General features: G+C 69.4%; 3 protein-coding genes. 1 reads left to right on the top strand and 2 read right to left on the bottom strand.

The genetic code is table 11. The features are described from left to right. Window positions 1-108: 108 nt before the first annotated feature. Entirely contained in the window at window positions 109-1,908 is a 1,800-nt protein-coding gene (locus ACFV6I_RS38075) for a trypsin-like serine protease (RefSeq protein ID WP_380430720.1), read from the bottom strand. Between the two features lie 116 nt (window positions 1,909-2,024). Continuing rightward, window positions 2,025-2,567 carry a hypothetical protein gene (locus tag ACFV6I_RS38070; RefSeq protein WP_380430717.1) on the bottom strand — a complete coding sequence of 181 codons (543 nt, stop codon included), beginning with the start codon at window positions 2,565-2,567 and terminating at the stop codon, window positions 2,025-2,027. Window positions 2,568-2,904: 337 nt separating this feature from the next. Here ACFV6I_RS38070 and ACFV6I_RS38065 point away from each other — a divergent pair. Further along, a partial coding sequence (locus ACFV6I_RS38065) for an ALF repeat-containing protein (RefSeq protein WP_380430714.1) occupies window positions 2,905-4,175 on the top strand: 1,271 nt, incomplete at its 3' end.

Raw genomic sequence — 4,175 nt, 5'->3', positions numbered from 1 at the left:
CGCCCGCGCGATGCCTGGCCGTTGTCAGAGGGTGCGCCTGTGATGGGGGCGGCCTGTAGGGGCGCACCGTGCCGTCGCGGCCTGGTCAGCTGGTGCGGTGGGTTTGGGTCAGCCGGTGATGGCGAAGGTCCAGCCGGGCATGCTCTCCCAGGTGAGCCAGTTGTTGTCCTTGTAGGTGGCGCGGGACATGGTGCCGTTGGTGCCGGTGGCGAAGAGTTCGAGGGTGTTGATGTAGGCGTTGTAGGTGGCGGAGGGGGTGCCGGAGAACTTCCAGTCGCTGATGGTGCTCCAGTCGGCCCAGGTCTTGGTCTTGTTGTCCCAGTAGTTGTGGCCGAGTTCGCCGGTGTTGCGGACGGCGAAGAGTTCGACGGAGTTGGCGGCGGGGTTGTAGACGGCGGTGGGGGTGCCGTTGAACTGCCAGCCGCCCATGGTGGTGATGTCGGACCAGCGGGCGCCGTTGAGGCTGTAGCTGTGGGCCATCGTGTTGTTGGTGGTGGTGATGAAGACCTCGGCGCTGTTGTTGGCCGGGTTCACGACGGCGGTGGGGCTGCCGGTCACGGCCTGGCCGCCGATGGTGCCCCAGTCGCTCCAGGTCTTGGCCTTGTTGTCCCAGTAGAGGTGGCCGAGTTCGTTGCGGCTGCTGGTGGCGAAGAGTTCGACGGCGTCGGTGGCGGGGTTGTAGAGGGTGGTGGGGGTGCCGGTGAACTGCCAGCTGCCCAGGCCCCGGACGTCGTCCCAGCGGGCGCCGTTGGTGCTGTACGAGTGGGTCATGTAGCCGTTCGTGTCCAAGGTGAACACCTCGGCGGTCTGGCTTGAGGGGTTGAACACGGCGACCGGGTTGGCCTTGAGCTTGAGGGCGCTGGGAATGACGCTCCAGCCGGCCCACTTCCTGGTGCCCGGGTCCCAGTAGTTGTGACCGAGTTCGCCGGTCTTGCCGATGGCGAACAGTTCGATGGCCTTGGTGGCGGGGTTGTATATCGTGGCGGGGATACCCGTGAACTGCCAGTCCCCCAGGGCCTCCCAGCCGCTGTTCCAGCCCTTGCCCTCGGTGTTGGAGGCGTGGGCGAGGACGCCGTCGGTGCCCAGGGCGAAGATCTCGGCGGTCTTGGAGTCCGGGTTGTACACGGAGTTGACGACCGCGGAGGAGTAGTCGACCTTGGTGCCCCACGTGGAGACGGTCTGCTGGACCCAGCCGGCGAGGTCGTCGACGCGGCTGGAGGAGGCGCCGGTACGGGTCTCGGTCTCGCCGAGGCAGCCGCCCTGCCAGGAACGGGAGGCGACCGCGACGAGTTCGGCCCTGCCGTTCTTCTCGCGGATCGCGGGGGCGCCGGTGTCGCCCTTGCAGATCGCCGCGCCGCCGGTACCGGTGGTGCCGATGGCGGTTGCGGCGACGGTGTCGAGGGTGAAGGCGCCCGAGTGGAGCTTGTTCGGCACCCACTCGTCCTTGGTGCGGCCGTAGCCGGGAACCCGAAGGTTCTCGCCGGCGGTCGGCGCGGTGGTCGCGACGGGCAGCGTCGCGACGCCGGTGACAGGGGTTGCGAGGCGTGCCATGACCAGGTCGCGGTCCTGACGGGTCACGAGTTCGGCCACGTCGACCGTCTTGTCACCGACGGTCGCGGTGGTCTTCCACTTGGGGGCGCCCGCGGCCAGGGCCTGCGGCTGCGCGGGGTCGTCGGCGAAGCAGGACGCGGCGGTGATCACCCAGTACCGGTCGACCAGCGCGCCGGTGCAGGCACGCACGCTGTCGCCGATCGCCAGGCGGGCGGTGTAGGCGTACGTGCCGCCGGCGGCCGGGTCGCCGGGGACGGCGCCGGCCGGGGAGGCGGAGAGCGTGGTGAGCGCTCCGGCGGTGACGGCGGTGGTGAGAAGCGAGGCCTTCCAGGAGGCGCGCGTGGTGGTGCCAGACAAGAGTTCAATCCTTGGGGATGCAGGAAGATGGCTGTGTTGGGTGCCGCTCAAACGGCTCTGCCCTGGGATTCACAACCACGGGCAGAGCTGTTTCAGCGTCGGGCAACAGACGCTGGTCAGCCGGTGACGCGCAGCTCGACGAGGACGGAGCGCTTTCCACCGGGCAGGCTCTCGCCGACGGGAGTGGCCGAGTTCGGGGCGACGTCGACCTTCTTCTCCTGACCCGCGGCGATGAGGCGGGCGGTGACGGCGCGGTCCACGGTCTGGATCCCGAAGACGTCGGGGACCTCCATGGCGAGGTAGCCGGTTTTGCCGGTGACGGTGAAGCAGTAGCCGGCGTTGTCGAGGCGGGTCTCGACGAAGATCTCGTTCGATGCCTGGCAGTCGGTCGGGATGCTGTTGCCCGGTCCCTCCTTCAGGCGGATCTGTCCATCGCCCTGCTTGAGGGAGATCTTCCGGTCCTTGAGGATGCGTTCGGCTCCGGGGTGCTGGAAGTCCTCTACGGCGGAGGGAATGGCGACGTCCGCTGAAACAGTGGGGGTAGCGGCCGAGGGCTGCGGGGCGGCCTGGGCGGCAGTGAGGGAGGCGAATCCGATGCCGGCGGTCAGGGCGCCGACGGCGCCGGCCAGGAGGGCCTTTCGGGAGCGGGATATCAGCAAGGTCGGGGTCCTTCATTTCTGAGGTGGCATCAGAGCAATGGCTCGGGGGCGCCGGAATGTGTGATGACCTAGTAAAGCATGCGTAAGATATCAGCAATCGCCTGCCAAAAGATCTCTTGCTGAATCATTCGAGATCGGCCTTCCGGTAGGCGGTGACGATGCATTACCGCGACCGGATCCCGTGGTGACGAAGGTCTCCTCTCACTCTTTCGTTGAGGTGCCAGAGCCTCGGGTGTTTCGGTTGCGTGACGACGCATCCCCCCCCTGAGAGGAATGGATTGTGAAACCCCCATCGCGCTCGTCCAGAGCGCTGGGAACCGCTGGACGGACCCGCGGTGTGAGGAGCCGGATAGCGGGACTGCGCGGCGCCTTCACCCTTCTGCTGCCCGTCACGCTCGCGGCTGGCCTGCTCGGCACAACACCCGTGTTTGCGGCGGAGCCTGGCACCGGTTCGTTTCAGCCGACGCTGGTGGACCGCAGCCTCGTTCTAGAGCTGTGGGCGGCCGGTGGCCCCGGTGTGAAGACCGCCGCCGAGGCGGCGCTGACCGGCTCGGACGAGGATGTCAAGCGCTTCCTCGGGACCGACAAGGACCGTGCGGAGTACCAGGACGACCGCATCGACGTTTACCGGATGCTCGCGCTCGGCGGGGCCGGTGTGCGCGAGGCTGCCACCAAGGCGCTGAAGGGCTCCCAGGAAGACGTGCGTGCGTTCCTCCGGGACGGCTGGAAGGCCCCCCTGGAGCAGGACCGGCGGGTCGAGGCCTACCAGCTCGTCGCCACCGGCGGGGTGAGCGTCAGTGAGCAGGCCACCGCAGCCCTCAAGGGCGCCCCCGAGGACGTGAAGAAGTACCTCGAAAAGGGCCGGTACGACGCCCAGGAGACCGACAACCGCGTCCGGGTCTGGCAGCTCCTCGCCGCCGGAGGCCCGGCGACGAAGGAGGCCGCCAAGATCGCCCTGCGCGGCACGCCTTCCGACATCATCGAGTTCCTGGAGGTGGGTCAGTTCGTGGCCCGTGCCCGAGACCAGGAACGCGCCACCATATCGCAGCTCGCTGACCAGGCCGAACTGGCCGGCGCCCAGGCCGAGGCGGCGAAGAATGCCGCCAAGAACGCGTCATCGCGCGCGGTCGACGAATCCCAGCAGGCCAAGACGAATGCGGAGGACGCGGCCAAGGAGACCGAGCAGGCAGGCAAGGACCTGACCCGGGCGGCGGAAGCCTCGGGCCGGGCGGCGGACGCGGCTCAGGGTGCCGCGGCAGCCTCCCAGCAGGCGGTCTCCGCTGCCAGCGCCGCCAACCAGGCCTCCCGCATCGCCGCCAGCGCCGCGGCCCAGGCCGCCAGCGCCGCGTCCGGTGCCGCTCTGGCCGCGTCCAACGCCCGCAGGGCGGCGAGTGCAGCCGCCTCTGACGCTGGCAAGGCCGCCGAGGCCCGCCAGCGTGCCGAGGAGGCACGCGACGCGGCCAGGGACGCCCAGCGCGCGGCGGACGCCGCGAACCGCGCGGGCGATGCCTCAACGGCCGCGGGCGAAGCATCGGACGCGGCCAAGAGCGCTGGCGGCAACGCCAGGGCGGCCGCCGACGCCGCGGCGAAGGGCGCGCGGGTGGGGTC

The organism is Kitasatospora sp. NPDC059803 (genome assembly GCF_042732255.1).
Lineage (GTDB): Bacteria > Actinomycetota > Actinomycetes > Streptomycetales > Streptomycetaceae > Kitasatospora.
Note: the sequence above shows the minus strand (reverse complement) of the source record. Positions and strands in the feature narration are given on the sequence as shown.